This window comes from Actinomadura sp. B10D3, from assembly GCF_039871695.1.
Taxonomy (GTDB): Bacteria; Actinomycetota; Actinomycetes; order Streptosporangiales; family Streptosporangiaceae; genus Spirillospora; species Spirillospora madurae.
Genome location: NZ_JBDPLY010000024.1, coordinates 18884 through 44560 on the forward strand (window position 1 = coordinate 18884; position 25677 = coordinate 44560).

Annotated in this window: 25 protein-coding genes; 10 read left to right on the top strand and 15 right to left on the bottom strand. The window is 72.2% G+C overall.

Features of this window, described 5'->3' with window-relative positions:
- Position 1 precedes the first annotated feature (1 nt).
- The 4 genes from ABGB11_RS29530 to ABGB11_RS29545 all read right to left on the bottom strand — a co-directional run bounded on the left by ABGB11_RS29530 (position 2) and on the right by ABGB11_RS29545 (position 4318).
- Positions 2 to 1906, bottom strand: coding sequence for a hypothetical protein (locus ABGB11_RS29530; protein WP_347638040.1), 1905 nt, complete (start codon positions 1904 to 1906; stop codon positions 2 to 4).
- Positions 1903 to 2643: a hypothetical protein gene (locus ABGB11_RS29535; protein WP_347638042.1), complete on the bottom strand. Its 741-nt coding sequence runs from the start codon at positions 2641 to 2643 to the stop codon at positions 1903 to 1905. The genes ABGB11_RS29530 and ABGB11_RS29535 overlap by 4 nt, the downstream gene beginning before the upstream one ends.
- A gap of 174 nt (positions 2644 to 2817) precedes the next feature.
- Positions 2818 to 3759: a DUF6282 family protein gene (locus tag ABGB11_RS29540; RefSeq protein WP_347638044.1), complete on the bottom strand. Its 942-nt coding sequence runs from the start codon at positions 3757 to 3759 to the stop codon at positions 2818 to 2820.
- Positions 3760 to 3838: 79 nt separating this feature from the next.
- A complete protein-coding gene (locus tag ABGB11_RS29545) occupies positions 3839 to 4318 on the bottom strand; it encodes a GNAT family N-acetyltransferase (protein ID WP_347638046.1) in 480 nt (159 codons plus the stop codon).
- A gap of 233 nt (positions 4319 to 4551) precedes the next feature.
- On the opposite strand from ABGB11_RS29545, the gene ABGB11_RS29550 reads away from it, so the two are divergent.
- Positions 4552 to 5922: a hypothetical protein gene (locus tag ABGB11_RS29550; protein WP_347638048.1), complete on the top strand. Its 1371-nt coding sequence runs from the start codon at positions 4552 to 4554 to the stop codon at positions 5920 to 5922.
- 14 nt (positions 5923 to 5936) lie between these two features.
- On the opposite strand, the gene dacB is transcribed toward ABGB11_RS29550, so the two are convergent.
- The 3 genes from dacB to ABGB11_RS29565 all read right to left on the bottom strand — a co-directional run bounded on the left by dacB (position 5937) and on the right by ABGB11_RS29565 (position 9411).
- Positions 5937 to 7499: a D-alanyl-D-alanine carboxypeptidase/D-alanyl-D-alanine-endopeptidase gene (dacB, locus tag ABGB11_RS29555; RefSeq protein ID WP_347638050.1), complete on the bottom strand. Its 1563-nt coding sequence runs from the start codon at positions 7497 to 7499 to the stop codon at positions 5937 to 5939.
- A 61-nt stretch (positions 7500 to 7560) separates the two neighbouring features.
- Positions 7561 to 8604: a maleylacetate reductase gene (locus tag ABGB11_RS29560; protein WP_347638052.1), complete on the bottom strand. Its 1044-nt coding sequence runs from the start codon at positions 8602 to 8604 to the stop codon at positions 7561 to 7563.
- A gap of 81 nt (positions 8605 to 8685) precedes the next feature.
- Positions 8686 to 9411, bottom strand: a complete 726-nt coding sequence (locus ABGB11_RS29565; protein WP_347638054.1) for an SDR family oxidoreductase — start codon at positions 9409 to 9411, stop codon at positions 8686 to 8688.
- A gap of 82 nt (positions 9412 to 9493) precedes the next feature.
- Between ABGB11_RS29565 and ABGB11_RS29570 the strand changes: the two genes are divergently transcribed.
- The gene (locus ABGB11_RS29570; RefSeq protein ID WP_347638056.1) at positions 9494 to 10330 is read left to right on the top strand and encodes a LysR family transcriptional regulator; all 837 of its coding nucleotides are present in this window, start codon (positions 9494 to 9496) and stop codon (positions 10328 to 10330) included.
- On the opposite strand, the gene ABGB11_RS29575 is transcribed toward ABGB11_RS29570, so the two are convergent.
- The 4 genes from ABGB11_RS29575 to ABGB11_RS29590 all read right to left on the bottom strand — a co-directional run bounded on the left by ABGB11_RS29575 (position 10327) and on the right by ABGB11_RS29590 (position 13363).
- Positions 10327 to 11613: a cytochrome P450 gene (locus ABGB11_RS29575; protein WP_347638058.1), complete on the bottom strand. Its 1287-nt coding sequence runs from the start codon at positions 11611 to 11613 to the stop codon at positions 10327 to 10329. The two genes, ABGB11_RS29570 and ABGB11_RS29575, sit on opposite strands and share 4 nt — an antisense overlap.
- Position 11614: 1 nt before the next feature.
- The gene (locus ABGB11_RS29580; protein ID WP_347638060.1) at positions 11615 to 11809 is read right to left on the bottom strand and encodes a ferredoxin; all 195 of its coding nucleotides are present in this window, start codon (positions 11807 to 11809) and stop codon (positions 11615 to 11617) included.
- Between the two features lie 2 nt (positions 11810 to 11811).
- Positions 11812 to 12429: a TetR/AcrR family transcriptional regulator gene (locus ABGB11_RS29585; protein WP_347638062.1), complete on the bottom strand. Its 618-nt coding sequence runs from the start codon at positions 12427 to 12429 to the stop codon at positions 11812 to 11814.
- A gap of 139 nt (positions 12430 to 12568) precedes the next feature.
- Positions 12569 to 13363: an IclR family transcriptional regulator gene (locus ABGB11_RS29590; protein ID WP_347638064.1), complete on the bottom strand. Its 795-nt coding sequence runs from the start codon at positions 13361 to 13363 to the stop codon at positions 12569 to 12571.
- Positions 13364 to 13478: 115 nt separating this feature from the next.
- On the opposite strand from ABGB11_RS29590, the gene ABGB11_RS29595 reads away from it, so the two are divergent.
- From ABGB11_RS29595 to ABGB11_RS29605, 3 genes are read left to right on the top strand one after another with little or no spacing between them, the layout of a single operon-like run.
- On the top strand, positions 13479 to 13607 hold the full coding sequence (locus ABGB11_RS29595; protein WP_347638265.1) for an SDR family NAD(P)-dependent oxidoreductase: 129 nt from the start codon (positions 13479 to 13481) through the stop codon (positions 13605 to 13607).
- Between the two features lie 19 nt (positions 13608 to 13626).
- Complete coding sequence (locus ABGB11_RS29600) at positions 13627 to 14415, top strand: SDR family oxidoreductase (protein ID WP_347638066.1); 789 nt, start codon at positions 13627 to 13629, stop codon at positions 14413 to 14415.
- Positions 14415 to 15284: a fumarylacetoacetate hydrolase family protein gene (locus ABGB11_RS29605; protein ID WP_347638068.1), complete on the top strand. Its 870-nt coding sequence runs from the start codon at positions 14415 to 14417 to the stop codon at positions 15282 to 15284. Before ABGB11_RS29600 ends, ABGB11_RS29605 begins: the two co-directional genes overlap by 1 nt.
- A gap of 64 nt (positions 15285 to 15348) precedes the next feature.
- Here ABGB11_RS29605 and ABGB11_RS29610 read toward each other — a convergent pair whose 3' ends face one another.
- Both ABGB11_RS29610 and ABGB11_RS29615 read right to left on the bottom strand, forming a co-directional pair.
- Positions 15349 to 15780, bottom strand: coding sequence for a hypothetical protein (locus tag ABGB11_RS29610; protein ID WP_347638070.1), 432 nt, complete (start codon positions 15778 to 15780; stop codon positions 15349 to 15351).
- Positions 15781 to 15846: 66 nt separating this feature from the next.
- Entirely contained in the window at positions 15847 to 16263 is a 417-nt protein-coding gene (locus ABGB11_RS29615) for a PGPGW domain-containing protein (RefSeq protein ID WP_347638072.1), read from the bottom strand.
- Between the two features lie 129 nt (positions 16264 to 16392).
- On the opposite strand from ABGB11_RS29615, the gene ABGB11_RS29620 reads away from it, so the two are divergent.
- From ABGB11_RS29620 to ABGB11_RS29640, 5 genes are all read left to right on the top strand, one after another.
- The gene (locus ABGB11_RS29620; RefSeq protein WP_347638074.1) at positions 16393 to 17478 is read left to right on the top strand and encodes an acyltransferase family protein; all 1086 of its coding nucleotides are present in this window, start codon (positions 16393 to 16395) and stop codon (positions 17476 to 17478) included.
- Between the two features lie 241 nt (positions 17479 to 17719).
- Positions 17720 to 19144, top strand: coding sequence for a bifunctional cytidylyltransferase/SDR family oxidoreductase (locus ABGB11_RS29625; protein ID WP_347638076.1), 1425 nt, complete (start codon positions 17720 to 17722; stop codon positions 19142 to 19144).
- A 113-nt stretch (positions 19145 to 19257) separates the two neighbouring features.
- Positions 19258 to 21063, top strand: coding sequence for a CDP-glycerol glycerophosphotransferase family protein (locus tag ABGB11_RS29630; protein WP_347638078.1), 1806 nt, complete (start codon positions 19258 to 19260; stop codon positions 21061 to 21063).
- 38 nt (positions 21064 to 21101) lie between these two features.
- Positions 21102 to 23099 (top strand): glycosyltransferase, encoded by a 1998-nt coding sequence (locus ABGB11_RS29635; RefSeq protein ID WP_347638080.1) that lies wholly within the window; start codon positions 21102 to 21104, stop codon positions 23097 to 23099.
- Positions 23096 to 23710 (top strand): acyltransferase, encoded by a 615-nt coding sequence (locus tag ABGB11_RS29640; RefSeq protein WP_347638082.1) that lies wholly within the window; start codon positions 23096 to 23098, stop codon positions 23708 to 23710. Before ABGB11_RS29635 ends, ABGB11_RS29640 begins: the two co-directional genes overlap by 4 nt.
- A gap of 4 nt (positions 23711 to 23714) precedes the next feature.
- Here the strand turns inward: ABGB11_RS29640 and ABGB11_RS29645 are convergent, their stop codons facing one another.
- Both ABGB11_RS29645 and ABGB11_RS29650 read right to left on the bottom strand, forming a co-directional pair.
- Complete coding sequence (locus ABGB11_RS29645; RefSeq protein ID WP_347638084.1) at positions 23715 to 24296, bottom strand: hypothetical protein; 582 nt, start codon at positions 24294 to 24296, stop codon at positions 23715 to 23717.
- 5 nt (positions 24297 to 24301) lie between these two features.
- Positions 24302 to 25675 (bottom strand): glycosyltransferase, encoded by a 1374-nt coding sequence (locus ABGB11_RS29650; RefSeq protein WP_347638086.1) that lies wholly within the window; start codon positions 25673 to 25675, stop codon positions 24302 to 24304.
- Positions 25676 to 25677 lie beyond the last annotated feature (2 nt).

Sequence of the window (25677 nt, forward strand, 5' to 3'; positions counted from 1 at the left end):
CCTAGTCCTCGTCGTCCTCGTCCTCGTCCTCGTCCTCGTCCTCGTCCTCGAAGTCTTCGTCGTAGTCCTCGTCGTCTTCCTCATCCTCCTCATAATCGTCAGGCCAGATGAGGTCGTTCTCGTCGTCGAACTGGCGGATCATCGGGATGGGCACGGTGGACCGCTCGTGGTCGACCGTCCAGGTGTTGCGGAAGAAGTCGAACTTCAGGTGCCGGCAGCCGTCGGCCTCGGCGAACAGGATCGGCGGGACGAGGAAATGCGCGGCCTCAACGGTGACGGCCGTGGAGATCCATGTCTCAGGCGGGGGGAACGGTGGGCCGCCCAGACAGGCGGCGAAGTTCACCGGTGTCGGCGACCGCTTGCCGAGGACGTGGATGCGGTTTCCCTCGACGACGAACATGTCCGGGTCGAGCAGGACGTCCTCGCCGAGCATCAGGATCGGCGCGGGCATGACGTCGGCCTTGGCGGCGTCCTGGGCGCGGGCGTAGTGCTCGATGATGTCGGCGTTGCGGGTGGTGTCGAATTCGCGGCCGAGGACGTCCCCGGCGCAGATCCCGCAGGCGCAGTCGGGAAGGGTGCCGGTGTCGGCGTCCTCCGGCTCGGGGAAGAGCGTGGACTTGTCGAACGGCATGACGGGCGATTTGCCGCTCTTGCCCTTGAGGAACCCCGGGATCCAATCCGTGCCGTCGGCCTCGATCACCTCGGTGTCGCAGAGGGTGCGGAAGGCGTCGTCACCGATCTTGCAGTTGAAGTAGTCCAGGAGCGCGATGGCGGCGCATTCGGCCGGGGAGAGCCCCTCCTTTGCCTCGAACCAGAAGTCGTAGCCGTTCGCGACATAGTGCACGCCGCGGAAGTTCCTGTGGACGAACGGTTCGCTCCCGGACGCGGGCGTCAAGCCGTTCCAGTGCGCGGCGGCGACCCGGTTGTAGTAGCTGTCGGCGTGGCGGGCGAGTTCCGGTGCGAAGACGCTCTCGCCCGTCCAGTAACACGCCTTGGCGAACAGCGCACCGATCTCCGGGTCGTGCTTGAAGTTTTCGTCGGTGAAGACGAGTTCGGTGCGCAGGAACACCTTGCGGCCATCGCGGTAGGGCTTGCCCGTGTGCTCGTAACGCTGGTCGAAGACGACACAGGTGAAGGGCTCGATCGCGGTGAGCGCGCCGCCTTCGGCGAGGTGGAGCGCAGGTTCTCCTTCTCCGCCGGTGAGGTAGAGCAGCACGGTGTAGCGGGAGACGTGACTCCGCGACGCGTCGTAGTAGGGCGTGTCGAGGTGGGGATGGAAGTTGGCGTCGCCGGGCTCGAAACGGTTGCAGCGGAAGACGGGGTTCACGTGCGAGAAACCGTCGAGCAGGGAGTCCGGCATCGCCTTGCGCACCGCCTCGGTGAGCGCCTCGGCGAGCAGCCCCGAATGGAAGATGAAGCGCTCACCGCCCCGGGACGAGGCGTTAAGCGGCGGGACGTACAAGTTCAGCTCGTCGAGGCTTTCCAAGCATGCCCTGGCGGGCGCCGGGAGCCCGAGCGAGAACGTGTACGCGCTTTTCGCGAACTCATCGCGTTCGGTAAGATCCAATTCCAAGGGGACGTCCGAGAAAAGGCGGTCGAGCGGGAGGATGTTCTCGAACGTCCGGAACGAGAGTTCGCGCGGGTCGGCGAAGACGGCGGCGAGATCCGGCATGGCCTCGATGGGACGAGCGAACAGGTCCCGTACCTCGGCGTCGATGCGGTCCGCATCGACGAAACGCACCTGCTTGAACCGGGCCGTCGGATGCCAGGAGACGGCGAGCCCGTCCACGGTCGCGGCGGGTTCGGCGTCGGTCGCGTCGACCCGGCCGCGGTATTCGGCGACCTCGCCGGCGGGGGCGTCGCCGGTCGACAGGGCGAAGAACCGGTCGCGGAGTTCGAGGCTCATGCGCTTCTCCAGAAGCTGCGCAGTACGGGCGAGAGCTGCGGAGCCCGCGCGAGCAGCGCCGCTCCTTCGTCACCGACGTCCGAGCGATACATGAGAAGCCGTTCAAGGGACGGGACGAACGGCGCCGCGAGCAAGGCCCGCACGCCGTCCGCGCCGATCTCGTTGTAGCGCAGGTCGAGGTCGGTCAGGCCGGTGAAGCGGTGCAGCGCGCGCACCCCCTTCGCGGTGATCACGTTGCTCTGGAGGCGCAGGCGGCGGACGCCGTTGAAGAGGGGGGACGCGGCGAGGGCCTCCAGGCCGGTGTTGCCGATGCGGCAGTACCGCAGGTCAAGCGTCTCCAGCCGGTGACCTGCGTCGGTCCCGAGGTCGGCGGCCTCGGCGCGCAGGTAGGCCGACACGGCGAGCGTCTTGGCGCCCAGCGCGCCGATACGCATGTACGACAGGTCGAGTTCGGTGAGCCGTCCGAGGTCAAGCGTCGCGAGCGCGCCCGTCGCGACGGTCAGGGCGGGGGTCGGCTCGCCGTCCGGGTCGAGGTCGTCCTCCCAGTACAGGTGGTCGTCCTCCCCGCCCTTCGGCGCCGTGATCCGCAGTGCGGTGACGGACGGTCCGCGCAGGACCCGCCCGATCAGCGCGGGCGCCGCGTCCGACCATTCGACGGCGACCTTCGTGGCGGCCCCGTCCCGGTGCCGCAGGACGGTCACCCCCGCCGGCGGACGTTCAAGATCACCTACCTCCATCCGGCGCATCCTAGGAGCAACCACCGACACCCGGGGCGGGAATTGGACGGTCCGGCTCGCGCCGCGCCGCGCGGGCCGGACCCGCCTTCCGCAGCTCCACCGGCATCTCGATGTTGCGCCGGACGTCCCGCTAGACGAACTGCTTGCTCGGATTCTTGATCTTCAGGACCTCGGTCATCGCCGGGCCCCCTCGGCATCATCGGCACCGGCCAGGTGGCGGCTGTTGCGGACCGCCATGGTCCGCACCTCGTCCTCGGTGAATCCCTCGGCGAGGAGCCGGTCCGCCATGAGCGCCAGGCCGTCCTCCACCGGCGGGTTGAACGGCTGGCCGAGGTCGCTGGACAGGACGGAGTGCTCTGGCCCGACCGTCCTGATGTTCTCCACCCAGACGTCCCAGGAGACCTTGCCCGTGTAGGGCGTGGTGAAGCAGCGCTCCATCAGGGCGCCCTTGGCGGCGAGGTCCCGCTGCCGCTCGACGCCGACCCGCTGGGAGGTGAACTCGGGGTGGGTGACGACGATGCGCCGCACGCCCTCCTCGACGGCCGCGTCCACGACGGTGCCGATCTCGGCGGTGCCGAGGTGGCCGGTGGCGAGCGTCATGTCGTGCTTGGCGATCACCCGGAGCACCTGCCGGGTGGCGTCGGTGACCTTCCCGACCGCGTCGACGACGTCCACCGGGTCGGCGGCCATGCCGTCGGCGCGCAGCTCGTCCTGCAGCCGCGCCCACATCGGCGGGCGGGCTCCCTCGGGGTCGCGCGCCGTGCATTCGCGCTGGTTGGCGCTGTCGACGGTCGGCAGCCACACGAACCGCGCGCCGGCGCGCCCGGCCAGCTCGACCGCGACGGGGTTCATGCCCCCGACGGACCCGTTGAGCGTGATCGCCCCGACCGCGCCGAACCCGGGGTGGACGGCGCGGACCACGGCGGCACGCTCCGCGGTGGGGAAGTAGTGCGACTTCAGCACGAATCCGCCGAGTCCCACCTCGGCGAACCTCGGCGCGAGCGAGAGGTCGTCGATGCGGCGCCGCATCACGTCCGGGGCCACGTGAATGTGCACGTCGTACCCGCCCCGGACGACTTCCCTGGCGCGGACGGACGGCTTCGGATGCTCGGTCATCCCTGTCCCTTATGTCGCCATGGCTGATGCCGAGATAGTTAACAATTTCGGCGACATCGTCAATAGGGCAGCGTCCGCGTCATTCGAGGGGCTTGACGTACCGGTGCACGGGAACGTCCACGCTGCCCGTCGCCGTGGGCGCCGAGTAGGTCATCGGCCCCATGTCGCGCCATCCGTGGAACTCGTAGAACCGGCGCGCCCGGGTGTTGCCCGGAACGACTGCGAGCCACGCCTCGGAGTGCCGCCCCGCGAACCGCTCCTCCGCGCTGCGCAGCAGAGCCCCGCCGACGCCTCCCCCGCGGACGGACCGGTCGACGGCCAGCTGGATGACCTCGCCGTCGTCGTCCCCGAGGATGATCAGCCCGAGCAGCCGGTCCTCCTCGTCGACCGCGACGATCGTCGACGGCGCGTACTTCTCCGCGTGGACCTCGAAGTGCTCCGGCCCGCGGACCTCCATCAGCTCGTCCGGCACATGGCCGGCGTGCCCGTCGAGCCAGGCCGCCCGCCAGAGCGGAGCCAGCCGCGGCACGTCGTCCTGCCGTGCGGCGCGCAGGATCATCGCCTCACCCTCCCTGTCGTCACTGACATAGCCGATTACGCCAGTGACACGCTAGGCATGCCGGAGTTCCCGGGTCAATGGCCCGCCCGGACGCGCATGGGCCGGTTAAGGGCGCGGGCAAGAGGTCGTCTCGGACGGGCCGGGGCGCCGCCGCCGGCGGCCGGGCGGCCGTAGGGTCCGTGCGAGCCGCGCCGGCCGGGCGCGGTGCGGTCGCGTTCGGGGGGAGGCCCGCCATGAGGGCATGCGGGAAGGTGACGGCCGCGGTCGGGGCGGTCGCGGTGGCGGCCGTCTCCGCCGGATGGCCGGCGAGGGCGGCGGAGGGCGGATGGGTCCTGGTCGCCCACGAGGGGTTCGACCGCCCACCGGGGGTGGACGGCGCGGCATGGCGCCTGGACCCGCAGGGGCCGCGCAGCCCGTGGCACGTCGACGCGTTCGACGACGACGGCGAGGCCTGGAAGAAGATCAGCGGCCCGCGGTTCCAGCGGCAGCTCGACACGCTGAACGTGTTCCGCAAGCGCGTCGCGTTCGGGCGGAAGGGATGGCTCACCGCCGAGGTCGCGGCCGTCGACAAGGACGGGGACGGGCGCCCCGACTCCCGTCCCGGGGTCTCCCGGGCCTCGCTGCCCGGCGGCCAGAAGGTCGCGCGGATCTCCGAGCCGAGCTGGGACGCCGGGGTGCTGATCCGGCCCACCCGCCCGCTCCCCCGCCACTACCGCGTGGAGATGACGCTGCGCGGCATCGACTTCGGCGGCAAGCGGCACGGCACGTTCGACTACAACGGCCGGCACAACGGCTACACCCGGGAGCCCTGCAAGACCCGGTACCCGTGGACGTTCCAGGGCGCGATCCCCGGCAAGAAGCGCTGCGAGTACCCGGACGTGACCAGGGAGAACGGCTTCTACTACCTGACGATCCTCGACTACGCGACGCCCGCGCCGCACGGCAACCCCGGCATCCACTTCCGCCGCAAGGTCATCATGGACGGCTACTACAGCGACGACGCCCGCTGGAAGAACGCCGCGACCTGCAACCCGAAGACCCGCCGGATGTACCGGACGTTCGACGGCACCTTCAACGGCATCAACGCGCTGTTCCCCCGCGGGGACCGGTTCCGCGAGGCCGCCAACAACAACATCAGCAACGAGTACTACGCCAAGACCGCCTGCGGGAACGCGTCGATGGACGAGCGGTACGGGCCGGGCGGCAAGTACGAGGGCCATCTGACCAGTGCCGAGATCCGCCCGGAACTGCTGCCCAAGGCCGCCTACCGGTTCGCCATCGAGCGCGACCGCACCGGGTACACGCTGGAGATGAGCGGGCCGTTCCTGCACTCCGGGCAGCGGACGCTGCGCGTCCACCACGACTTCGTGGAGAACGGCCGCCCGATCTGGCACTACAACCAGACGCCCGGCGAATACGACGGGCGGTTCGACCGCCGGCTCGTCCACAAGGGCCCCGCCGGGACGTACACGACGCAGCACGCGTGGCCGAAGGGCTCGGCCTACCCGGACTCGTTCATCATCGGCGACCCTCACCTGAACTACTACGAGGGGGAGGCGTACGTGGACGACATCCGCCTGTACGTCCCCCGCAACGAGAAGTAGTCAGGGGCGGCGGCTCAGCAGCGCTTGATCCAGGAGCACTCCAGCTGCGGGCCGGTCTGGGCGGTGCGCAGCGTCCGGGTCGCGGCGGCGGAGCCTCCCCCGGCCAGCCGCACGGCGATCTTGTCCTCGATGTCCTTGGGCGCGGCGCCCTGGTAGCCGTTGAGGACGACGGAGAAGACGAGCTTGCGCCCGTTCTGGCCGGTGACGTAGCCCGACAGCGCGGTGGCGCCGGTCAGCGTGCCGGTCTTGGCGTGCACGTTGCCCGCGGCCGGGGTGTCGCGCATCCGCGCGGCGAGGGTCCCGCCGACGAGCGGGTCGGGCCGGCCGGCGATCGGCAGCGCGGCGTACCAGGTGGAGTACCAGGGCGCCTTCTGCGCCTTCGTCAGCACGGTGCTGATGTCCTGCGACGTGGTGCGGTTCTCGCGGGACAGGCCCGACCCGTCGGCCATGTCGAGCCGCGCGGCGGGGACGCCCTGGCCGGCGATGTACTTCTCGATCACCGGCAGGCCCGCCGTCCAGCTGCCGCTGCGCTTCTTCTCCTTGCCGATCGCCTTGACCAGCGTCTCGGCGATCATGTTGTTGCTGAGCTTGAGGAACGGCACCATCAGCTGCGACAGCGGGGCCGATGAGCGGAAGGCGAGCGGCGTGACGCCCTTGGGCGTCCGGCCGCGCTCGGTCGTGCCGCTGACCTGGACGCCGTGCGCCTTCAGCGCGGTGCGGAAGACGTCCGCCGCGTACATGGTGGGGTTCTCGACCGTGCGCAGCGTGGTGTACGTCGAGCCGTCGGCCGGGTAGGCGCCGCTGACCACGATGGTGTTGGTCCCGTTGTCCCGGTTGACCGACAGCGTGGACGGCGAGCCCGGCGCGCCGGTCACCGCCCGGTTGTCGATCTTGACGACGTGGGTGGCGGGAGCGAGCGCGACCTTCACCGGCCGGCCCTCGGCACCCGGCGACACCGACACGTTGACGGAGCCGGCGTCGAAGTCGTCGTTCGGCGAGACGGTCAGCGCGGACGTCTGGCCGGCGTAGGCGTACTGCAGGTCGGTCGGGTCCCAGTGCGAGGGGACGCGGACGGCGTCGAACCACGAGTCGTCCGCGACCAGGTCGCCCTCGACGCGCTTGACGCCCCGGGCCGCGACCTCGGCGGCGAGCCGGTCGTAGTCGGCGGCCCGCGTCGTCGGGTCGCCGGTGCCCTTGAGGTACAGGTCGCCCTTGACGGACGAGCCCGCCACCTTCCCGGCGTACACGCCCGTCCGGAACCGGTAGCCGGTGCCGAGCAGCGACAGCGCCGCGCCGGAGGTGTAGATCTTGTTGTTCGAGGCGGGCAGCACCGCGTTCTTCGGGCCCCGCGCGTACCGGACGGCACCGGTCTTCGCGTCGCGGACCACGGCGCCTACGGTGGCGCCCTTCAGCCGCTCGTCGGCGAGGATGGCGTCGAGATCCTTGGCCAGATCCCCCGGGGCCGCGACCGGCGCCGCGGCCGGTGCGGCGGTGACCTGGGCGTGTGCCGCCGGCGCGGCGAGCACCGACGATCCGGCGAGCAGGACGGACGTGATTCGCACCAGTGGTCCACGCATGGGGAGCGATCGTAGGGCATTGATCAACACCAACACAGCGGAACGGCGCGAACGGTATGGGTCACCACATGGCGTCGAGAAGCTCGGTGACCGCGGCGACGTCGAGAGGCCGGGGATTCGGGTACGGCTCGGCCACCACCCGTTCGGCGATCCGCGGCAGCCTCTCCCGGGGCACGCCGAGCTGGGAGAGGCGCGTCGGCCCCTGGTGGGCGCGGGCGAGCTCGGCGACGGCGGCGACCGGGTCGGGCCCGGTCACCCGCGCCAGCCGGGCGGACGCGGCGGGCGCCGACGGCAGGTTGAACGCCATCACGTGCGGCAGCAGCATCGTGTGCAGCTCGGCGTGCGGAAGGCCGAACGCGCCGCCGAGGACGTGGGCGAGCTGGTGGTGCAGGCCCATCCGGGTCTGTGCGAGGCAGATCCCGGCCGGCCACGCCGCCGACTGGAGGCGCGCCCGGCCTTCGAGGCCGGACGGGTCGTCCAGGACGCCGGGCAGCGCGCCCAGGATGCCGGCGACGGCCTCCGTGGCGAGCGCGTCGCTGACCGGGGTGGCGTCCGGCGCCCACAGGGCCTCGACGGCGTGGGCGAGCGCGTTCATGGCGCTGGTCCGGGTCAGTCCGGGCGGCATGCCCAGGGTGAGGCCGGGGTCGTAGACGACCGTGCCGGGCGCCAGGGCGGGGTCGCGGCGGGTGGTCATCACCTTGTCCTCGGTCTCCCCGAGGACGGGCGTCATCTCCGAGCCCGCGTAGGTGGTCGGGACGGCGACCTGCGGCATCCCGGTCCGCGCCGACAGCGCCTTGCCCAGCCCGATCGCGGACCCACCGCCGATCGCGACGACGCAGTCCGCGTCCCCGGCGACGTCCATGGCCTCCGCGGTCACGGCGACCGGCGTGTGCGGCGCCGGCCGGTCGAACCGCGCCACCAGCCGCCGCCCCAGCGCCGCCGCGACCCGGTCGGCGCCGCCGGCGGCGGACGGGGTGGCGACGAGCAGCACCCGCCGCTCCCCGAGCCGCGCGACCTCCGCGCCGACGTGCTCGACCGCCCCCGGCCCGATCACGACACGCACCGGAAGCGTCTCGTGGACGGAGATCGAGGCATCGCCGCTCATGACGGCCCCACGAAAACGAGAGTCATGCGTTCTCTCATAGCCGCCGGGACCGTCCCGCGTCCAGGAGCGGGCCGCCGGGTCTCACCAGGGGATCGGGCCGTCGTCGTCGAAGAACCCGCCGGTGGGGCCGCCGTCGGGGAGGGTGGCCAGGTGGATTCCGATCGCCGCGCCCTGCTCCGGGGTGCGGTGGCCGCGGAAGCCGTTGAGGTCGGTCGCGCAGAAGCCGGGGCACCCCGCGTTGATCAGGATGTTCGTGTCCGCCAGCTCCTTCGCGTACTGGACGGTGACGGCGTTGAGGAACGTCTTCGACGCCGAGTAGCCGGCCGAGATCGGGCCCGTCTGGGCGCCGGGATCGTTCTGCCGGGCCAGGGAGCCGACGGTGCTGGACATGTTCACGATCCGTGGTGACGACGACCGGCGCAGCAGCGGCAGCATCGCGTTCGTGACGCGGATGACGCCGATCACGTTGGTCTCCACGACCGTCCGCATGGTCTCGGGGGCGATCCGGGTGGGCTCCTGCGGCGCGGCGCCGGTCACGCCGGCGTTGTTGACCAGCACGTCGAGGCGCCCGGCCCGCTCCCGGACCAGCTCCGCGGCGGCGGTCACGCTCGCGTCGTCGGTCACGTCCAGCGGGACCCCGAAGGCGTCGGCACCGCCCGCGCGCAGCTTCTCCACGGCGGCCTCCCGGCGCCCGCCGTCCCGGGCGCCGACGCCGACGCTCCAGCCGAGGGCGCCCAGCCCGGCCGCGATCTCGTACCCGATCCCCTTGTTCGCGCCGGTCACCAGCGCGATCGTCTTCTCGCTCATGGGTTCATCCTGCGCGCACCCGGGACGAGGGCTCCAACACCGTCTGAGTAGGCCGCGATACCCGGCGGGTATCGTGATGACCATGGAGACGCGGGAGCTGCGGTACTTCGTCGCCGTCGCCGAGGAACTGCACTTCGGCCGCGCGGCGGAGCGTCTCGGGATCGCGCAGCCGCCGCTGTCGCGGGCGATCCGGCAGCTCGAACGGCGGCTCGGGGTCACGCTGCTGGAGCGGACCAACCGCACCGTCGCGCTCACCGAGGCCGGATCGGTGCTGCTCCGCGAGGGGCGGGCCGCCCTCGACGCGATCGCCGCCGCCGACCGCCGCACCCGCCGCGCCGCCCGCGCCGGACCCGGTCTGGTCCTGGTCTCCAAGGCCGGAGCGACCAGCGAGCTGCTGCTGAAACTGCTCGACGCGTACGCCGCGGAGCCCGGCTCGGTCACCGTGGAGGTGCTCCTGTGCGGCCCCGGCGAGCAGGAACGGCTGCTCCGCGACGGCCGCGCGGACGTCGCGCTGCTGCACCGCCCGTTCGACTCGGTGGCCGGCTTCGACACCGAGGAGCTCCACACGGAGGGCCAGGTGGTCGTCCTGCCGTCCGGGCACCCGCTCAGCACCGAGCCCCACCTGCGCATGGCCGACGTCACCGCGCTGCCCGGCCTGCCGCTGCCCCGCTGGCCCCGCCTCGACGGCACGTACCCGGACGGCCCCGGCCCGGAGGTGCGGGACCACGCGCAACTGCTGCAACTGATCGCCCTCGGCCGGGCCTCGGCGGTCCTGCCGGAGTCGGTCCGGACCCATCTGCACGAGGGCCTCACCACCGTCCCGCTGCTGGACGCCCCGCGGGTGACCACGGTGATCGCCTGGCCCCCGCACAGTCGCTCCCGGCCCCTCGCCGCCCTCGTCCGGGTGGCGGCCGGCTAGGCGTCCGGTCCCGGGTCGAGGCGGATGGGGAGGGTGCGGGGGCCGCGGACCTGCCCGCCGGACCAGGTCACCGCGGACGGGTCGTCCAGGGTGAAGGACGGAAGGCGTTCGAGCCACACCTCCAGGGCCACCCGCAGCTCCATGCGGGCCAGGTGGGAGCCGAGGCAGCGGTGGATGCCGAGGCCGAACGCGGCGTGCCGGTTGACCTCCCGGTCGATGACGACCTCGCCCGCCCGGTCGAACTGGGCGGGGTCGCGGTTGGCCGCGGGGAACGACAGCAGGACCCAGTCCTCGGCCTTCATGTGGACGCCGCCGAAGCGCGTGTCCTCGCGCACCAGGCGCGCCATCGTCACCGGGGCGTAGGCGCGCAGGAACTCCTCCATCGCGGTGGGCAGCAGCGACGGCTCGGCGACGAGGCGCTCCCGGTCGGCCGGGGTCTTCGCCAGGTGCCACAGGGACGCGCCGATCGCGCTCCACGTCGTGTCGATCCCGGCGATGAGCAGCAGCGCCATCGTCCCGGAGACGTGGGACGGGTCGAGCTTGCGCCCGTACAGCTCGGCGTCGATCAGGTAGCCGGTCAGGTCGTCGCGCGGGTGGTCGACGTGGTCGCGGATCTGGTCGAGGAGGTAGTCGAAGAGCGTGTCCATGCGGGCGATGCGCTCGTCCGGCGGGAGGTTGACGCCTTCGAGGGTGTTCTCGACGAACTCGCGGAACTTCGGGCCGTCCTCCGGCGGGAAGCCGAGCATGTCGGCGATGACCCGGATCGGGATGTGCTGGGCGTACTCCTGGGCGGCGTCGACGGTGTCGCGGCCCTCGAAGGAGTCGATGAGGGAGTGGCAGAAGGCCCGGGTCGCCGGCTCCAGGCGCCGCACGGCCGACTTGGTGAACGCGGGCAGCAGCAGCTTGCGCGCGTCGTGGTGGAACGGCGGGTCGGACGAGATCGGCGGCGTGACGCCGACCGGCTCCACCTCGCGCGGGGGGCGGAAGTTGCTCATCACGACCGAGCGGGAGGTGAAGCGCTCGGTGTCGTAGGCGATCGCCGCGACGTCCTCGTACCGGGTCGGCAGCCAGCCGCCGCCGAACCGCCCGGTGTGCGCGACCGGGCAGCGGGACCGCAGGTCGTCCTGGATGGGGTACGGGTCGGCCGCCCATTCCGGTTCCAGGTGGGAGAAGTCGGTCGCCCAGTCGGCCACCGGGCCGGTGACGACCTCGTTGCGGGTGCCCTCCGGGCGGCTCTCCCGCTGCTCCTCGAAGCTCTTGGCGAAGCGGTCGTCGGCGGCCATCTCAGCCCTCCCCGAGGACGTCGATCGCCCGTTCCGGGCAGTTCGCGACGGCGAGCCGGGCGTCGCGCTCGCCGCCCTCGGGGACGACGCCGTCGCCGAGGACCGTCCCGTAGCCCTCCTCGTCCTCTCCGAACACGGCGGGGGCCAGGTCGTAGCAGCGGCCGTGGCCCTGGCAGCGCTCTGGATCGATCCGCACCTTCACTGTGGTCCTCCCGCCTGGGGTGTGGGGCCGGGCGGCGCGAACGCCGCCACGATCCGGGTGAGCAGCGCGGCCCACTCCTCGTCGCCGACCTCGTGCATGTCCGCCGGGACGAGCGCCGCGCCCAGCGCGAGCAGCAGGCAGAAATGGGCGAGGGCGTTCGGCGACAGCGCCGGGTCGATCTCCTCGCCCGCCTGGGCGATGTCCATCAGGCCGGCGAGCCAGCCGGCGCGCTCGCCCACGTAGTCGCGCATGGGCCGGGCGACGTCCTCGTCCCGGCGGGCCGCGGCGAGCGCCTCGACGACGAGGTGGGCGCGGGGCTCCTGCCGGTGGGGCAGGCCCCGACCGATGGTGAGCAGCAGGTCGATGACCGGACGGTCGGGGTCGGCGGCGAACAGCTCGGCGAGCAGCCGCTTCCCGTGCACGCGCAGCGCGGCCACCAGCAGTTCCGCCTTGGAGCCGAAGTGCGCGTAGAGGGCGCCGTTGCTCACACCCGCGGCCCGCGCGATGTCGGCGACGCGCGTCCCGTCGTAGCCGCGCGCGGCGAACGCGTCGGCCGCCGCGCTCAGCAGCCGCTCGCGCGTCTCCGCCCGGGTAACGCCCGCGATGCGTCCCATACGGGAATTAAACGACCGTTCATTTGATGGGTCAAGGGTGCGCCTCAGACGCGGAACGCCCGCATCTGGAGGGCGAGCATGGAGTAGAGGGCCAGCCGGTCCCCTTCCAGTTCGGCGGGCGTGAAGGCGTGGCGGCGTGTCATCGCGTCCTCAGTCTCGTCGTGATGCCGGCGGCGGTCTCGCGCAGCCGGTCCAGGATGTCCCCGCGCAGGTCGTGCTCCGAGCGCCGCTGCGCGGACACGGCGACGTTGACCGCGGCCTCCGGGACGTCCCCGGCGCCGAACACCGGGACGGCGATCGACCGCAGGCCCTGCGCGAGCTCCTCGTCCTGGACGGCGTACCCGTTGCGGCGGACCTCGTCCAGTTGCCGGTAGAGCTCGTCCGGGCCCCCGACGGCGTTGGGCCCCGCGCCGGGCGTGAACGACGCCTCCGTGATGCGGCGCTCCAGGTCCTCGCGAGGCAGGTGGGCGAGCAGGACCTTGCCCATGGACGTGTAGGTCGCGGGCAGGGTCGAGCCCACGTGCACGTTGGCGGTGACCAGGTCGGCGTTGCGCAGCCGGGCGAGGTAGAGGACGCGGTCCTCCACCAGGACGCCGAGGTTGACGGTCTCGCCGGTCGCCTCCGCCAGCAGCCGCAGGGGGCGGTCGCTGAGCTGCACCAGGCTCGATCCCCGGATGGCCGCCGAGCCGAGCGTGAGCACCTTGACCCCGGGCTGGACGGACCCGTCGTGCCGCCGCTCCAGATACCCGAGGTCCTCCAGCGTGGAGACGATGCGGAACGCGGTGGGCATCGGGATGCCGGTCAGCGCGGCGATGTCGCTGGTGCGCAGGGACAGCGTCGACCCCTCGAACAGGCTCAGCACCTGGAGCCCCTTGGCGAGGGCCGCGATGTGGTAGCGCGACCGGTCGCCCGCGCCCCGATCGCTTGACGCCACGATGCCCCCCTCCATACTCTTATTTGCCGAAAGTCACTTTCATAGAGTGAAAGTAGCGGCGAAGGTGGGGGACCGCAAGTCTCCACCTTCTTCTCGTTCCTGCTCGGTGGACGCTATGGGCGGCCTGGACGTGCTCCTGCACTGCGTCGGCGTCAACGACCGCCGGCCGATCCTGGAGTTCACCGAGGCCGAGTGGGACCGGGTGCTGCGCACCAACCTGTCCACCGCGTTCGGCGCGGCATGACACGACAGGGAGAAGGCGTATGAGCACGGAGCAGAAGATCTTCCCCCGGTTCGCCGGGAAGACGGTGCTGGTCACGGGGGCCGGCACCGGCTTCGGCGCGGAGATCGCCGTCCGCGCGGCGCGGGAGGGCGCCCGGGTGGGGGTGCACTACAACAGCTCCGGGCAGGGCGCCGCGCGGACGGCGGACCGCGTGCGGGAGGCGGGCGGCGAGGCCTTCGTCGTGCAGGCGGACATCTCGTCCTGGGACGCGATCCGCGGGCTGGCCGACGAGGTCTTCGCGCAGGCGGGCACCCTGGACGTCCTGGTCAACAACGTCGGGGACGTGGCGACCGAGCAGATGTCGTGGCGCGCGCTGACCCAGGAGTCGCTCGACCGCGTCATCGACGTGGACGTCAAGGGCACCCTGCTCATGACGCACGAGTTCGGTTCGCGGATGCTCGACCAGGGCCACGGCGCGATCGTGAACATCGGGTCGACGGTCGTCGTGCGGGGAAGCGCGCGGGCCCCGCAGTACGCCGCCGCCAAGTACGGGCTGCTCGGCATCACCAAGTCGTACGCGGCGGCGTTCGCCCCGTCCGTCCGCGTGAACACCTTCGCGCCGGGCTTCATGGAGACCGGCGCCACGCTGGAGCGCGAGGACTGGAAGTCCGGGCGCCGCGAGAAGCTGATCGCGCAGACGCCCATGGGCACCATCCCGCCGCCCGAGGCGGTCGCGGGCACCGCCCTGTTCCTGGCCACCGAGGACGCCGCGCACATCACCGGCGCCTACATGCTCGCCGACGGCGGCTTCAACATGGTCGGCGCCTGATGAAGCTGATCACCTTCGACGAGGGGCGGGTCGGCCGGCTGGACGGCGACGACGTCATCGAGCTGGACGTGCCGTCCACGCGGGCGTTCTTCGAGCGCGGCGGGACGGCCGGGGAGACCGGGGAGCGGCTCAGGCTGGCGGACGTCCGGCTCCGCCCGCCCATCCGCCCGAAGAAGTTCTTCCACACCGCGGGCAACTTCGCCGACCACCACGAGGAGCTCCAGGCGGTCAACTGGTCGCACCCGGTGCACAAGGGCATCGTCTTCTTCCAGAACGTGGACGCGATCATCGGCCCGGACGACCCGATCGTCCACCCCGAGCACCTCACCCGGGAGCTGGACTACGAGCTCGAACTGGCCGTCGTCATCGGAAAGCCCGGCAGGTTCTTCGGCCCGGAGCAGGCGCTGGAGCACATCGCCGGGTTCACCGTCTTCAACGACGTCACGGCCCGCGACATCCAGCGCCGCGAGATGGAGTCGGGGGTGTTCTCGTTCAGCAAGGCCATCGAGACGTTCTGCCCGATCGGCCCGTGGATCGTCACCGCCGACGAGATCGACGACATGCAGGACCTCGCCATGGAGCTGCGGGTGAACGGGGAGACCCGGCAGACGGGGCACACCCGGCAGATGCGGGTGTCGATCCCGCACCTGGTCGCCTACCACTCACCGCAGACCTACAGCGCGGGCGACCTCCTCACGACCGGCACGGTCTCGGGCGTCGCCGCCGTCCAGCCGGACCCGTTCGACTTCTACCTGCGTCCCGGCGACGTCGTCGAGGCGTGGGTCGAGGGCGTCGGGACGCTTCGCAACCCCGTCGTCTCCTGGGAGGAGGCGCACGGCGAGCCCGCGCCGGAACGGGTCGGCTGGTAAGGGACCGCCGACCTCGCCGGCCCGTGGCCCGCCGGGCCGGACGAGTTCGGCGACCCGTCCGAGGTCATCCGACGTGGGCGCCCGACCGAGGTTCCGCGCGCTCCTTCCGTCCGACCGTGAAGAAGCCGACCAGCGCGGCGATCGTCGCTATCGCCTCCCCGGCGAAACTGATCGTCTTGTCCGCGTACCACGACGGGTCGTACATCCGCGGGATCGGGCCGAGCTGCCCGAAGTCGACGAAGTAGTAGAGCAGCACGGCGCCCGCCGCGCTGGCCGCCACGACGAACGCGATCGCGTACGTCCACTTGCTCGCCCACACGAGGACGAGCACCGCCGCCACGGCCGCCGCGATGGCCTGCGCGCGGAACAGGTCGTCCCCGGGGATCACGTCGTCCGGCGTGTTGGGCCCGGGGGCCATGTCGGGCGCGAACCGCCAGTGCACGATCGCGTCGGCCGCCAGTCCCGCGGCCACGAGAAGTCGAAGAAGAATGCCCATACCCATTGCACGGTGATACCCGCTCGCCGGATCAACCGTCCGGAACATTTCGGCAAGACCCGGCCATCACACGACCGGGTCACGGCCTCGGCGGGCCCTGACCCGCCGGTAGCTCCACAGCAGCAGCCCGTAGAGGATGAGCCCGGACAGGATGAGGCCCGACCCGGTGCTCCACCCGCTCAGCGGCAGTTCGGGGACGAGGCCCCAGGCCACGCCCGCCCCGATCAGCGCCAGCCCGGTCAGGATCGACCCCGTGAGCCGCCACCACGAGGTCACGCTCTCCTCGGCCGCCTGGATCGCCCGCTCCTGGACGGGCTCGACGTACCGGTCCAAGGTCGGGAACTCGCGCGCCAAGATCAGCAGCCCCGCCAGCACGAGCAGTAGCCCGGGCCCGGGCAGTACCAGCAGCGCGATCCCCGTCAGCAGTACGGCGCCCCCGCCGACCAGCACCAAGCCGCGCTTGGTGCTCCTCCCGTACCCCAATGCGCGTCCTCCGTCCAGGCAGGTCCGTACCCCGCGCACGCCCCTGCGGTTTCAACGCTAGGTCTAGATCGCGCGATATGCTCCCAGCCCACCCCGCGGATTCGAGTTCTCCATTGACCGACTTCCTCCATGACACAGACATCTGAGGCGTCCGCCGAGGCCGTCCCGGCGGTGGAACGCCCCTCCGGGCGCCCGGAGGAGAAGCCGCCGGGGGGCGCTCCGGCACCGCGGGGCCGCGATCCACATCTGGACAACGCCAAGTTCTTGGCGATCCTGCTGGTCGCGGGCGGGCACGGCCTCTCCGGCCTGCGGGACGTCCCGCTCGCCGCGGCGATCTGGAACTTCTTCTACCTGTTCCACATGCCGCTCTTCGTCATGATCAGCGGCTACCTGTCCAAGAGGTTCACGCTCACCGATGACAAGGTCGCCCGGCTCGTCGGCTCGACGCTCGCGCCGTACCTGGTCTTCCAGTGCGCCTACAGCCTGTTCGCCTGGGCGGTGGGCGGCCGGGAGTTCAAGGTCGACGTCCTGGACCCGTACTACCTGACCTGGTTCCTGCTGGCGCTGTTCGTGTGGCGGCTGCTCACCTCGGTGTGGCGGAGGCTGAGGTACCCGCTGGCCACGGCCGTGCTCGTCTGCCTCCTCGGCTATATGACCGACATCGGCAGCACGCTGGACATGTACCGGATCCTGGGGCTGGTGCCGTTCTATGTCCTCGGGCTGACGCTGTCGCCCGAGCTGCTGGCGCGCCTGCGCCGGCCGTCCGTGCGCGTCGCCGGGGCGGTTGCCCTTGTGGCCGGATTCGGCCTCGCCTTTCTCACCCACGACCGCATGAACGCGCGCTGGCTGAACTGGGACACCTCCAACGCCGAGCTCGGGGTGGACGAGCTGACCGGCACGCTGATGCGGATGGCGCTGCTCGCCACCGCGGCGGTGCTGATCGCGGCGTTCCTCGCGGTCATCCCGTCCCGCCGCACCTGGTACAGCGACCTGGGCGCCGCGACCCTGTACGGCTACCTGCTGCACGGGTTCCTGACGAGGCTCTTCACCTTCCAGGGGTGGAACGACCTCGGCTGGTTCGACACCGTCCCCGGTGTCCTGTCGGCGGTGGCCGTCTGCTTCGCCGCGGTCACGCTGCTGAGCACGAAACCGGTCCGGCGGGTGACGCGCTGGGCCGTCGAGCCCGATCTGCGGCCATTGTTCAGCAGGATGTGACCAGTAGGTCACTGACCGTTCCGCTAGATAACGAAAAGATCACGGCAAACTCCAAGATCACTGAATTCTGCGCAAATTCCCACAGCCCCGGGGTACTGTGGACGGCAGTTCTCTCCCTGTGTGGGTCGTTAGCCCTGCGACCACTGCGCTACTCGCGCCCCTTCGGATCCCACAGGTCGACTGCAACACGTTCGATTGGTACGCCGTTCTGGCATGCCATTGGGGAAGAAGGACGGTCGCATTGGCTAAGGCATCGCAGGGCGAACATCGCACCGTCGCCGTCATACTGGCGGGCGGCAGCGGTCAGCGGATGGGGCTCAGCACCCCCAAGCAGCTCCTGAAAATCGCAGGAAAAACGATTCTGGAGCACACGCTCGGCGTGTTCGAGGAAGCTTCGGACATCGACGAGATCCTCGTCCTGATGAATCCCGGATTCCTCCAGGACGCGGCCGAGTGCGTCCGGAAGGCCGGCTGCACCAAGGTCACGGCCGTTCTCCCCGGCGGGACGTCCAGGAACGCGACGACGCAGCTCGCCCTCGACGCCCTCGCCGACCACCCGGGCGAGACCACCAGCGTGCTCTTCCACGACGCGGTGCGCCCCCTGCTGTCGCAGCGCATCATCCACGACTGCGTCACCGCCCTGCGCGAGCACCGGGCCGTGGACGTCGCCATCCCCTCCGCCGACACGATCATCCAGGTCGAGGACGGCGTCATCGTCGACGTGCCGCGCCGGTCGAACCTGCGGCGCGGGCAGACCCCGCAGGGGTTCCGGCTCGCCACCATCCGCGCCGCCTACGAGAAGGCGTGGCGGGACGAGGCGTTCGAGGCCACCGACGACTGCTCGGTGGTGCTGCGCTACCTGCCCGGCACGCCGATCCACGTCGTCCCCGGTGACGAGCACAACATGAAGGTCACCGCGCCGGTCGACATGTTCGTCGCGGACAAGCTGTTCCAGCTCGCCTCGTCCGACGCCCCCGACCTGTCCGAGGAGGAGTACGCCGAGGCGCTCGCCGGCAAGACGATGGTCGTGTTCGGCGCCAGCCAGGGCATCGGCGCCGCCGTCTCCGAGCTGGCCCGGAAGTACGGCGCCCGCGTCTTCGGCTACAGCCGCGGCGCCACCCGCACCCACGTGGAGCGGCCGGACGACGTCGCCGGGGCGCTGGCGCAGGCGTACGCGGCGACCGGGCGCGTCGACCACGTGGTCAACACGGCGGGCGTGCTGCGGATCGGCCGGCTCGACACGATCAGCTCCGAGGCGGTCGAGGAGGCGCTGCGGGTCAACTACCTCGCGCCGATCCACATCGCGCGCGCGGCGTTCCCGTACCTCGCCAAGACCGGCGGCCGGCTGCTGCTCTACACGTCCAGCTCGTACACGCGCGGCCGCGCCGACTACAGCCTCTACTCGTCCGCGAAGGCGGCCACGGTCAACCTGACCCAGGCCCTCGCGGACGAGTGGTCCGCCGACGGGGTACGGATCAACTGCATCAACCCGGAACGGACCAGCACCCCCATGCGGACGGCCGCGTTCGGGCAGGAGCCCCCGCACACCCTGCTCAGCGCCGGCCAGGTCGCGAGGACGTCGCTGAACGTCCTGCTGTCCGACCTGACCGGGCAGGTCATCGACGTGCGCCGCGAGGACCCGCTCGCCGGCGTGCGCGCCGGCTGAGCCCGCTCCCCCGCCCGGTGGGCGGCGCCCGGCACGCGGGCGCGCCCGGCCGGCCCTCCTTTCTCCCACCTTCCCGGCCTCGACAGGCCGTGCCTACCAGACGGAGGTGTGCCGTGCGGCGACTCGTCTCCCGGTACTCGACGCTCCTGCACTACTCGACGGTGTTCTCCCTTCCCGTCACGCTCGTCCTGCTGACCGTGGCGGGGGCGTCCGGCTCCCCCGCCTTCTTCCTCGGCGCCATGGTCCTGTGCTACCTGGCCGAGCAGGCCGTCCTGCGGGTGACGCCGGACGCGGCCCGCGCACTGCGCTGGGGGCAGATGCCCGCGGGCGCACGGGTGCTGGCCCGGCAGGCCGCCTTCGTGCTGCTGCTCGTCCAGGACGAGGACGCCGGCACCCCGACGGTCACGCTGACGGCGGCCGGATTCGTGCTCCTCGACTGGGTCAGGGCCGTGGCGCTCGCGGGCGCGGTCGCCGCCCGCCGCGTCAACCGGCTGCCGTTCGTCTCCCGCAACCTCGGCCCGAACGAACCGGCGCTCCCTCGCGAGCTGCCCGAGTGGCGGACGCGCCTCACCGGCCTCCTGGAGAGCCGGGCCGACTTCCTTCCCCTCCTGTTCGGCATCGCCGGCCTGCTGACCGGCGTTCCCGCGCTGGTGGCCGCCGGGCTGCTCGCCACCACGGCGGCGGCGGTGGCCGCCCACGCGGGCCAGGCGGGGCGGCTGCGCCGGATGCGCACGCTGCTCAGCGCCGACCACGTCGGCCGCGACGTCCAGGATCTCGTGGACCGCTACCGGCCCGAGGTCGTCCTGTACTTCACCGGCCCGCCCGCGACCGTCTACCAGGCCAACATGTGGCTGGACGCCCTGGAGCGGCTCGACCGCAAGGCGCTGGTGCTCGTCCGGTCCGCGGAGGTCGTCGGGGCGCTCGCCCCGACGAGGCTGCCGGTGCTGTGCGTCACGAAGGCCGAGGACATGATGAACTTCGACCTCGGCACCGTGAAGGTCGCGCTGTACCCGGGCAACACCGGCAAGAACCTGCACCTGCTCCGCGAGGAGCACATCAAGCACGTGTTCGTCGGGCACGGCGACAGCGACAAGGGGCCGAGCTCCAACCCGGTCAGCAAGGTCTTCGACGAGGTCTGGGTGGCCGGGCCCGCGGGCCGCGACCGCTACCGCAACTCCGACGCCGGAGTCCGCGACGAGGCCATCGTCGAGGTGGGCCGCCCGCAGCTCGGCGAGATCACCACCGAGCCGTCCGGCGGGCCCGTCCCGACCGTGCTGTACGCCCCCACCTGGGAGGGCTGGGACAACGAGGACGGCTACAGCTCGCTGCTCTCCATGGGCGAGCGGATCGTCCGCGCCCTGCTGGACCAGGGCCCGCGGATTCGCGTGATCTACCGGCCGCACCCCTACACGGGCCGGCGGCTGCCGCAGGCGGGCAAGGTGCACGACCGGCTCGTGCGGATGATCGAGGAAGCGAACCGGGACGGCGGCGCGCACCAGGTGGTGACCGGCGCGGACGCCTCCCTCTACGAATGCTTCAACCGCTCCGACATGCTCGTCACCGACATCTCCAGCGTCATCTCCGACTACATCCCGAGCCTGAAGCCGTACGTGGTCACCAACCCCGAGGGCATGGACGAGACGGTCTTCCGGGCCGAATTCCCGTCAGCGTCGGCGGCCTACCTGCTCGGCCCGGCCTGCGCCGACCTGGCCGACATCCTCGCCGTCGCGACGACGCCCGGCGCGGACCCCCTCGCCGCGGAGCGGCGCACGCTGCGCGACTACCTGCTCGGCCCCGAGCACCCGGACGCGATGACGCGGTTCGCCGCCGCCGTCGAGGCGCTGGCGGAGTCCGGGCCCCGCGCGACCCTGTACGCCACGGCCGACCCGGCGATCACCGGGGCCCCGGGCCCGGCCTAGAGTGGTGGCCACATCCGGACTCCGACGGCAGAGGGCCCATGGCGCATCCCCTGGTCAGCGTGATCGTGCCGGTCTTCGACTGCCGGGACACCGTGGAGGGCGCCCTGGAGTCGGTGTTCGCCCAGACCCTGCCGGCGGAGCGGATCGAGATCATCGCGGTCGACGACGGCTCGACCGACGGCGGCGGCGAGCTGCTGGACGGGCTCGCCCGCGCCCGCGACCGGCTCACGGTCGTCCACCAGCCGAACTCCGGGGGCGCGGGCGCGCCGCGCAACCGAGGGCTGGAGCTGGCGTCCGGGACGTTCGTGTTCTTCCTGGACGCCGACGACCGGCTGGGCCCGGAGGCGCTGGAGCGGATGACGGCGATGGCGGAGCGCAACGGCACCGACATCGTCCTCGGCAAGCAGGTCGGGACGGGCGGGCGCAGGGTGCCGAAGGTGTTCGACCGCACCATCGAGCGCACCCACGTGCTCGACCCGGACTGCGACCTGTTCCCCCGCATGTCCATGGCCGCCCTGCAGCTGTTCCGCCGGTCGCTGATCGAGCGGGCCGGGCTGCGGTTCACCGAGGGGCTGCTCTCCCACGAGGACCAGCTCTTCACCGCCGGCGCCTACCTGAACGCCGGCGGCGTCTCCGTCCTCGCCGACCATGACTGCTATCTCTGGGCCGCCAGGGCGGACGGGACGAGCAGCACCCAGGTCGGCGGCGCGCCCACCGCCGACGTCCACGCGATCGCCCACCGCGCGATGGCGCTGGTCGCCGAGCACGCCGAACCGGGCGAGCTGCGGGAGCGCCTGCACCACCGCTACCTCCAGCTGGAGGTGTTCGGCCGGCTCGAACGCCTCTACCTCGACTCCTCCGCCGAAGAACGCAAGGCGGCCCTCACCGGGAGCCGCGACCTGCTGGACACCTGGCTCACCCCCGGCCTCCTGGCCCGTTACAACCCGATGCGCCGGGTGCTCGCCCACTGCCTGCGGCACGACCTCGTCGAGGAGCTGGAGGAGGTCCTGCGGTTCCACCGGAGCGGGGCCCGCCCGCCCGTGCTGCTGGAGGCGGGGCGCGCGTACGCCCGGTACCCCTTCTTCCGGGACGGCGCCGCGGGCATCCCCGACGCGTGCTACGAGACGTCACCGAGGCTGAAGTCCGCGCTGACCGGCGTCGCCTGGAACGGCTCCGGGCTGAGGATCGACGGGACGGTCGTGATCCGGGACGTGGACCAGGGGTCCCCGGAAATCCATCTGGTCGTGGAGAGCGGCGGTGTCCGCCACCGCATCGGCTGCACGGCCACCCCCGGCGACCTGACCGGAGAGGGGCGGACGACGGCCTTCACCGCGACGTTCGCGCCCGCGCCCGGGTCCTGGGCCGACGGCCGCTGGACGATGGGCCTGGAAGCCGTCCTCGACGGGCACATCCTCACGGTCGAGCTGGTCAAGCCGCGGTGGATGAGCGTCCCGCGCGCCTGCCTGGTCGAAGCGGACGGCCGCCGGCGTCTCGTCCGCCCGCTGCCCGGCCGGGGGCGCGGCACGCTCGCGCTGGAGGTCGGCGCCGACCTCACCTCTGCCGACCTGGAGGGCGTGGAGCTGCGCCGGGGCCCCGGGCTGCGCCTCCGGGTGCTCGCCGAACCGCCGCCGGTTCTGGCGTCCGGACCGCCGCCGCGCATGAGCCTGCTGCTCCGGCGGTCCGGCGACGAGACCGTGCTCCGCGCCCCGCTGGTCGCCGATCCGGACGAGCCGGCCCGCCGCCACGCCGACGTCTCGCTCGCCGGTGCCCGGCCCGGTCCCTGGCGGGCGTCCTTCGAGATCGACGGCGTGGGGACGCCCGTGCCGGTCCGCCTCGGGGACGCCGCCGGGACGCTCGGGCCGATGGGCGCGTCGCTGGTGCCGCCGCGCCGCATGCACGTCCGGCTCGACCGGAGCCCGCTGACCGTGCACGTCACGGTGCCGCTGCGGGCACGGCTGCGACGCGCCCGCCGGGGCCTCGCGATCCGGCTCCGGACACGGGACAATGATCACGACGTCCAGGAAGGCGGCCCATGACCCACCGGATCACACCGAGCGCCCAGGTCGACCCGAGCGCCGAGCTCGGCGACGGCACGACCGTCTGGGACCTCGCGCAGATCCGCGAGGGCGCCCGGCTGGGCGCGGGCTGCATCGTGGGACGCGGCGCCTACGTCGGCGCGGGCGTGCGCGTGGGCGACAACGTCAAGCTGCAGAACCACGCCCTCGTCTACGAGCCCGCCGTGCTGGAGGACGGCGTGTTCGTCGGCCCCGCCGTCGTCCTCACCAACGACCGGGAGCCCCGCTCGGTGGACCCGGACGGCAGGCTGAAGCGCGGCGCCGACTGGGAGGCCGTCGGCGTGCACGTCGCCGAGGGGGCGTCGCTCGGCGCCCGCAGCGTGTGCGTCGCACCGGTCCGCGTCGGCCGCTGGGCGATGGTCGCCGCGGGCGCGGTCGTCACCCGCGACGTCCCCGACTTCGCCCTGGTCGCGGGGGTCCCCGCCCGCCGGATCGGCTGGGTGGGCCGCGCGGGCGCCCGCCTCACCGAGGGCCCGGACGGGACGTGGGTGTGCCCGCGGACCGGCGAGCGCTACGCCGAGGTGCCCGCGGACGGCGCCCCCGGCACGACGCTGCTCATCGAGAAGCGCTGATCCGCTAAGGCCTGCCGTCGAGGCTCCGGTCCTGCCGCGTCGTCACGGCGAGGTGCGGATGCAGGCGCGCCAGCCGCCACCCGAGCGGTACCGACGTCCGGTCCATCACGATGACGCGGGCGAGCCGGCCGGTGCCGATGTCGCGCAGGAGCCGGCGCCGCGCGATCCGGGCCAGCAGGAGCGGCCGGACATGCCGGTAGAACGGCACGAACAGCCGCCGGTGGACGCCATGGGAGGCGCTGCTCCGCACGTGGCTCAGCCGGGCGCCGGGGGCGCCGAGCCGCGTCACCGGACGCAGGACGAGGCGCGGCACCCGGTACACGAGGGCGTGCTCCAGCCAGGGCAGAGGATGCCTGCCCTCCACCCGGTCGAGCCGGTGCAGGCGCACCCGCTCGTCCAGGTCCTGCCAGCCGTCCCCCTCGGCCGTCACCAGATGGACCTCGGCGCCCTCCTCCTCAGCGAAGTGGCCGGCCAGCGCGATGATGCGCGCGTACTGGCGCTTCGCGGGCACGGTGCGATCGGGGTCCATGGTCAGCCCGGGGTCCATGGCCAGGACCAGCACCCGCGGTGCTCCCGTGCCTGCCATGGCGGTCACCTGACCGCGGCGCGCCCGCGGGCGGCCAGGTCGGTGAGTCGCTCCACGAGCGGCTCCAGGGTCACGTTCCGCTCGAAGCGGCCGGCGTAGGCGCGGGCCTCCGCCACCTGCCGCTCGTCCAGGCCCGCGGCCGCCTTCGCCGCCGCGGCCATCGAGGCGGCGATGTCCCCCGGGTCGAGCCCGCCCGGGTTGAACCACAGCGGGTAGTCCCGCAGGAGCTCCTCGGCCGCCGATCCGGGCGTGTGCACCGACACGACGGGCCGTCCCGCCGCCATGTACTCGAAGATCTTCCCGGACGTCACGTACCGCCCGCCCCCGTTGAGGAACACCAGCACGTCGGAATCCTGGTAGACGCCGGCGAGCGCGGTCTTGGACACCGGGCCCCGGTAGTGCACTCCCGGGGCGAGGACCCGGTCGTCGCCCTCCTCGGCACCGTCCGCCGCGGCGGCGAACCGCTTGCGGAGCCGCCGGTCGGTGTTCTTGAAGAACCCGAAGTACCCGTGGAAGTCCAGGACGGCGTCCGTCATGCCGGGAAGCTCCCGGGCGCGGGCGAAGCCCTCGACCAGCGCCTCGATGGGCTGCTGGTCGGTCACCGTCCCGACGTAGGCGAACCGGGGCGCCCGCTCGACCGCCCGCGCGGCCGGGGGCGGCTCGGCGGTCCGCGGGAGCGTGTCGGCGTCCCAGCCGTTCAGGACGGTCATCATGCGCCCGGCCGCCGGGGGATGGTGCTCGGCGTGCCAGGCGCGCTGCGCGTCGTTGACGAACAGCGCCGCCGCCGCCGACCTCAGCACCCGGCGCTCCCAGCGCCACGCGGGATGCCCGTCCTCGAACCTCCGCTCCTCGGTGAACTGGTCGAGGGTCCAGGAGTCCCGGTAGTCGATGACGTAGGAGGTGCGGGTCAGCCGGTGGAAGAGCCAGGCCGCTGCGAACGAGGCGAACGGGTTCCCTGTCGCCAGGACGACGTCGAACCTGCACCGCGCGTGCATCCTCAACGCCTGCCGCACACTGGCCCGCGCCCAGGACGCGTAGTGCTCGGGGAAGACGTGCTTCTGACCCCACGTGTACAGCGACTGGGCGAGCTGGGGGAACGTCCCGCGGAACCTGCTGTACTCGCGCAGGTCCGTCTGCCAGGCGAACCGGTTCAGCTCCGGCCGCACCAGCGTGATCCGCGGGTCGACGGTCTTCAGCAGCTCGTCGTCGACGGAGTCCAGCGTGCCGTACAGGAAGGCCGGCGGCGCCGCGAAGACGGTCACGTCCCAGCCGAGCTCGGTCAGCCGGTTGGCGGTCGCCCGCGGGCGGTACACCCCGCTGGCGCGGGACGGCGGGAAGTAGAAGGCGAGATACAGCAGGCGCGGACGGTGTCCGGTCATTG